A 1,556-nucleotide genomic window follows, 5' to 3' on the forward strand; every position below is an offset into this window, starting at 1 on the left:
CCCTACGTGTCAGGGTTGGGTGAGGCCAGTACTTCGTAGCAACTTCGTCTAGTTCGTAGGGCGAGAACCAGGATCACCACTAATGTCTATCTCCACAATTTCCCCGCCGCGGGAGAATGGGTCCATGAGTAATCCTGGCCCCAGGTCCGGAGGCCCGACCCCTCGTAGGTCGTTCACTCCGGCACAAAAATTGGCGTACTTGGATGCGTACCAGCAGGCCTGTGACGATGGCACCGGCGGCGGGGCTTACCTGCGCCGCGAGGGCCTGTATTCTTCCCAGATCACCGAGTGGCGTAAGCTCCGCGACGCCGGTGTCCTCGAGGGCAAAAAGCCCGGGGAAAAGATCGGCAAGCCCACTGCTGAACAGGCAGAAATCGGGCGTCTACGTCGGCAGCTGGAGGTGAGTGAACGCAAGCTGGCACGGACTGCAGCTGCGTTGTCGATAATGGAAAAAGCACGGCTGCTTTTGGAGGATATCTCCGAAAGCGCGGAGCAGCAGCCCTGGTACAAGAAACCCTGATGAGCGCCTACACCGCCCTCACCCTGGCGGATATCTCTACCCGGGAAGCGGCCGTGATTGCAGGGGTATCCAGGGCCACAGCGACCCGCAAACCCCGCATCGCGGTGGAAGACCCTCCGCCGGTCCCGGCGCCGGCAAACAAGCTCTCAGTGGCCGAGCGCGCCCACATCCTGGCGACCGTGAATTCGAAGGATTTCGTGGACCTGCCGCCGGTGCAGATCTATGCCCGGCTCCTGGACGAAGGCGTCTATTTGTGCTCAATCTCCACGTTCTATCGCGTCCTGGAGGAGAACTGCCAGGTCAAGGAACGCCGCCGGATCGCACGCCACCCGGCGCGGGCCGTGCCGGAGCTGGTCGCGACCGGACCCGGACAGGTTTACACCTGGGACATCACCAAACTCGCTGGCCCGATCAAGGGAAAATACTACGACTGCTACGTCATGATCGACATCTATTCCCGCTACATCGTCGGCGCCTACGTCCATGCCCACGAGTCCGGGGAACTGGCCGTGGAAATGATGAAGGAAATCTTCGGCATCCACGGCATCCCGCAGATCGTCCACGCCGACCGTGGCACCTCGATGACCTCCAAAACAGTCGCGGCGCTGCTCTCGGACCTGGAGGTCACCCGGTCCCATTCCCGTCCCCGGGTCAGCAATGATAATCCGTACAGTGAGGCCTGGTTCAAGTCGCTGAAGTTCGCTCCCACGTTCCCCGAACGCTTCAGTTCCCTACCCGACGCGAGAGCGTTCATGGACTTCTTTGTCGACGGGTACAACCACACCCATTGCCACACCGGAATCGGCCTCAACACACCGGCGGATGTCCACTACGGACTGGCCGCCAGCAAAGCCCTCGAACGAGCCAAAATCTTGGCCGCCGCACGGGCAAAAACACCCGAACGATTCACCACCAACAACGACCCCAAAATCCTCGCCATCCCCAACACCGCCTGGATCAACAAACCAACCGAGAAAAACGACACAAAAGCAGCAGCCTAATTCCCACTGGCCTCATTCACCTTGACAAATTCCGC

Annotated in this window: 1 protein-coding gene; it reads left to right on the plus strand. The window is 60.4% G+C overall.

The genetic code is table 11. From position 1 onward, the window contains the following. Positions 1 to 124 precede the first annotated feature (124 nt). Positions 125 to 1,521 (plus strand): IS3 family transposase gene (locus tag IWX64_RS16805; RefSeq protein WP_395939811.1). Its coding sequence is split into 2 segments (ribosomal slippage): positions 125 to 476 and positions 476 to 1,521, totalling 1,398 coding nucleotides; the frame shifts between segments, so codons are not numbered across the junction. Positions 1,522 to 1,556: the final 35 nt, after the last annotated feature.

The sequence above is a fragment of the Arthrobacter sp. CAN_A212 genome (assembly GCF_015752345.1).
Classification (GTDB): domain Bacteria; phylum Actinomycetota; class Actinomycetes; order Actinomycetales; family Micrococcaceae; genus Arthrobacter_D.